2 protein-coding genes are annotated in these 4,219 nt (G+C 59.4%); both read left to right on the top strand.

Annotated elements, in window-relative coordinates:
* The first annotated feature begins 1,264 nt into the window (after positions 1–1,264).
* Positions 1,265–2,287 (top strand): histidine kinase, encoded by a 1,023-nt coding sequence (locus tag BGIM_RS0142950; RefSeq protein WP_020475760.1) that lies wholly within the window; start codon positions 1,265–1,267, stop codon positions 2,285–2,287.
* A 363-nt stretch (positions 2,288–2,650) separates the two neighbouring features.
* Positions 2,651–3,670 (top strand): histidine kinase, encoded by a 1,020-nt coding sequence (locus BGIM_RS0142945; protein ID WP_029631857.1) that lies wholly within the window; start codon positions 2,651–2,653, stop codon positions 3,668–3,670.
* The last annotated feature ends 549 nt before the right edge of the window (positions 3,671–4,219 follow it).

Raw genomic sequence — 4,219 nt, 5'->3', positions numbered from 1 at the left:
AAACAAAACGCCGCCACGCAACGAATCACCAGGCCGAGCGCCCGGGGACTCAGGCCGGCCGGACGAAGAAACTGTTTGATTCCGGGGAGTCCTTCTTGCACAATCATGACCGAGACTCCTTCCGGTTGGTGATCACCCGGCCTCACGGCCCAACCGATCCGGCCGGGGGAGTCTCGTTTTTCTATCCCGGCCCACTCTCCTCAGCAAAAAGCGCAACTTCAAAACTGGCGCGTCGGGCTATGACTGCGGGTGGTTCCGGATGAAAAGACGTGACCGCTTCCCAAGCCCAAAGCCCGGTGCAACCATAGCCCGACGCACCAGCGAGGGTACCGCGACTTCCGGTGGTCCAACGGCTCCCCGACGGGCTGACGACCCGGCCGATCATCCTTCCGGAGAGTCGTCAGAGCGGCGTCCTGCCGGGCGTAAAGACGTAACCTTTGTGGGGATCTGACCTTTACGCCACACCTTCCGGAACTCTGCCATAGATCCGCAACATTGCGGATCATGCCGATGATCCTTTTCTTTTAAGGGCGTTCTTGGTATTGGCGAGCCGAGCTCCGTAAGGAGCCGGGTGGCTTCCGGCAGGGAAGGCGCGCGAGCCACGGGCGTGAATCAGGCTGAATAAAGGGGAGGCGGTTCAACCACCGGAAGCCACCCGGCCGCTGACGCTGCTCGGCTCGCCAATACCAAGAACGCCCTGATGAAACCCAAAACCTCATAAAACGCAACATCAAAAAAAATCAACCGCGGTATCGGCCGCCAGCGCTGTTGCTTGGGGGCCGATAACCGGCCAATGGCCTTGATCGCTGTTCATGACTGTCAAAAGCCATCGGGCGGATGGCGGGCAACGTGATGTTAATCCTTCCGCCTTGTTTCACGCCGACAAACGTCGGCCATTTTCAGCGGGGAAATTTTGGCCGCCGGGAAACCAACCCGGAAAAGGGGCCTCGGCGTTCGTGTGATAGCGCATCCCTTTCGACATGGCGCGAATGACCTCGGAAACGATGTTGAAATTAATCACCGCGATTTCCGGCATTTGTTAATTCATGCTGTTTTGGGCCAATGAATTGACTTTCACTGTGTGATTGCGGGGCGGAATTTTCAACAGACGCCTCCAAAGCCTGCCCTTCTCATTATTTGACGAACCATTGCTCTGGCATCGCCAATGCTTGGTTAGTCGGGACGAACAAGCATCGGGACGGAGAATGTCATTTGATATTTCTTCGCATTTGCCTTCCCGGCGCCTTCAACATGGAGAGCATCCGTGAACACTGAAATCACCCTCGTCAGCCTGGCGCCTTGTTATCTGCCCAGCCGACGACCGGTGGAGGTCAATATTCACAAGTTCCAAGTGCCTGTGTCTCGCTTTGCGCCGGACGACCAGGCGTTGTTGCATTGGATCTATGAGACGATTCGCGGCATCGCGCAGATGGGAAATTCCATCAATCCGTTCTCGAACAATATCATTGCGGCCGAGCGTCATCTCTTGTCTGAAATCAACAGCGCTCTGGAGGTGGCCGCCCGTCATCTCGGCTCGGCCACGCGGCTGGCGGGACTCGCTGATGAATCAATTCGCCATGCCCTGCATGACATCCGTGGGGGCGGCCTCACGGTGCTGGTGGGGCTGGCCGAGACGATGAAAGTCACCCCCGGCAACATCGATTTGATCCATGCCTGTGTCGAGGCGGCCCGCGACCATGCCCTGATGATGCGAAGCATGCTTCCCGACCTGGACCCCGCCGCGGCGCAGGCGGACGGACCCGATGCCGCGCAGGGCATCTGGCAGATTCTCGACAAATGGGAGGGCGTCGAGGTGCAGGGCCCCGGCGGCACCATCACGGTGACGGTGCGCAACGCCTGCGGAAAGATGACCTCTTATCATCCCGCCGAGGCCGCGGCCATCGACCGGGTGCTTTATAATTACATCAACAACGCCGTTCAATTCGCCGGCAACTCGCGTGTTGAAATGTGGGTCTTCCCGGTGCGCAACGGCCTTGTCCGCTGGGTGGTGCGCAATCATTTGGCCGAGGGGCAAAACAATTATCTCACCGGGAATCTCGGTTGCGATTTCAAGCGCCTGTTCGTCGAAGGCGTCACCACCGACGGCGAGGGAATCGGCCTGGCCAATTGCGCGGAGATCGTCGCCCATTGCTTCGGCCTCGACTCGCCCAGTCAGGCGGTGGAGGAGCAATATCTGGGATCAACCGTCGTGGACGGAGACTATTACGCCTGGTTCCACTGGCCGAGCAGCACGCCGCACGGATGCGATCATCTCTCCGCGTATTGATGGTGATTTCGCTATTGAAGAACGCGAGTCGGCAAACCTTATGTAAGTTGGTGGCAAGGTAAAAGGATCAACACCGCCCAATTGATAGGAACCGACTCGCCTGAAAAATCCCCCCGGCGCCGATTTTTTCGCTTTCCAAGGTCTTTGCCAATGGAAACCGCGCCGGCATGATTTTCCTGTTTTGCCGGCATTTTCTGCGTCTGAATCTCATTAAGCCATCTGTGAATATTTCATCTGATACATTCGGACGGGCGCGCTAGTTGCTTGATTTTACGATCGATTGATCGCATGAGTGACGGCCCGGTCACATCGCGATTTGTGTCGCTTCCGGCCGCGCCCTTGGATCACCAAAAAGGACGGAACATGAGCACCGAGACTACCCTCACACATCTCGCCCCGTTTTACCTGCCTTTCAGGCGGGTGTTGCCAACGGATGGGGGAGAGTTCAAAGTGGCCCTGGCGGAATTCGCCCCGGCCGACCGAGTTGCATTGCGGCGGATATATGTCACTCTCCAGGCAGTTGCCAACGCCGGCGCCAGCCAGGGGGATGAACAGGCCCGGATGCTCGCGGAGCAAACGATCCTGGACGAAGTGAATGATGAGTTTTCGGGCATTGCCCGCCGCCTCGGCGAGGCGACCGGCCGGACGGGACCGCGCAGCCAATTGATCCGCAAGGCGGTTCACGATGTCCGCGGCAGCGGCCTCACGGTGTTGATCGGCATGGCCGAATTGCTTCATTCAGCCTCTGGAAACGCGGAAATTATCCGTAGTTGCGTGGAGTCCGCCAAGTCTCATGTCAGGATTATGCGAAGCCTGTTTCCTGACATTGATCCGCGAAGCGCTCAAACGGACCGGGAGGCCGACTGGCAATGCCTCGGCCCGATCCTCGACAAGTGGGACGGGGCCGAAATGCCCGGCCCGGCCGGCCCGGTGCAAGTCCGCGTGCGCAATACCTGCGGCCGGACGACGGCCTTCCGGGGCTCGGAAGCCCCGAATCTCGACCGGGTCCTTTACAACCTCATCAACAACGCCATGCGATTTGCCGCCGACAGCGAGGTGGGGATGTGGGTTTTCCCGGTTCGCAACGGACTGGTTCGCTGGGTGATCCGCAACCGGCTGACGCCGAAGCAAGTTGAATTTCTGCTGGGCAACCTCCACGCGGATTTCAAAAGCCTCTACGCCGGCGGCATCACCACCGACGGCCACGGCATCGGCCTGGCCAACTGCGCGGAGATCGTCGCCGCTTGCTTCGGCGTCGATTCGCCCGATCAGGCCGTGGAGGAAAAATACCTCGGGGCCGTCGTCGAAGAAGGCAGCTACTATGCGTGGTTCCACTGGCCAAGCTACCTGGTCCGGGGCTGCGTTCAACCCTCCGTGAACTGATACGGGGCTTTGCCGTGCCGGGGCCATCGACGAGGCTCCGTCCAGGGGGACGACGGTGTGCCCGCCGGTGAAGGACGCGGAGAAACAGACGGCGGCGGGGAAGGCCCCGCACGCCCGCAAGAAGGGGACGCGGACGAATCGGCCGAGTGGCGGGCGAGGATGAATATTTCACAGGCTCGGAGCATGCGAATGGGACTTTGGTCACCGACCACCTCATTCTTTCCGCTCTTTCTTATGGCGGGTTTCCAATAGTTAGAGCAGAGTTCTGGTTTGTGTGGCGGCCCACAGAACCGATTAGCCTTCTCTTGCTCGCCACACGCCTCCGACCTCGGCCATTGCCCGTCGGGGAGTCGTTGGACCACCGGGAGTCGAGGTACCCTCGCTGGCGCGTTTTGAAGTTGCGCTTTTTGCTGAGGAGAGTGGGCCGGGATAGAAAAACGAGACTCCCCCGGCCGGATCGGTTGGGCCGTGAGGCCGGGTGATCACCAACCGGAAGGAGTCTCGGTCATGATTGTGCAAGAAGGACTCCCCGGAATCAAACAGTTTCTT

This window comes from Zavarzinella formosa DSM 19928 (assembly GCF_000255705.1).
GTDB lineage: Bacteria > Planctomycetota > Planctomycetia > Gemmatales > Gemmataceae > Zavarzinella > Zavarzinella formosa.
The sequence above is the reverse complement of the archived record's forward strand: the minus strand, read 5'-3'. Positions and strand labels throughout refer to the sequence as shown.